Source organism: Merdimmobilis hominis, assembly GCF_016901855.1.
Lineage (GTDB): Bacteria > Bacillota > Clostridia > Oscillospirales > Ruminococcaceae > Paludihabitans.
In genome coordinates, this window is sequence record NZ_JACJKY010000079.1 from 1 (window position 1) to 357 (window position 357).

The 357-nt window shown below is 52.7% G+C and carries 1 protein-coding gene; it reads right to left on the reverse strand.

The annotated features are described in order from the left end of the window. A partial coding sequence (locus H6A12_RS13150; RefSeq protein ID WP_345941261.1) for a hypothetical protein occupies positions 1-357 on the reverse strand: 357 nt, incomplete at both ends.

Consider the following 357-nt stretch of genomic DNA (forward strand, 5'->3'; position numbering starts at 1 on the left):
GGCATTCCTTCCAGTGCTGGGTTTCATCCTTCTGCCAGTCGCCGTAGCTGTGCTCATGTTCAAGCATTGGAATGGTTTCGGTCTGCACATAGTCGCAGACCGTGCAGTCACGCTCTCTGGAACCAGCCTCGGTTTCGGTGGCCGGCTTCGTCTCTCTCCAATCGCCGTAGATATGGTTTGCCACATTCAGCCTTTCGCCGCAGGAGCATTCCTGCCAGTGCTCGGTATCGTCATATTTCCATGCTTCATCATGGATGCTGTGTTCATGAACCGGAATCGTCTCTTCCTGCGTATATTTGCAGATGGAGCAGGTACGTTCTCTGGAACCTGTTTCGGTTGTGGTAGGCTCCTTTGTTA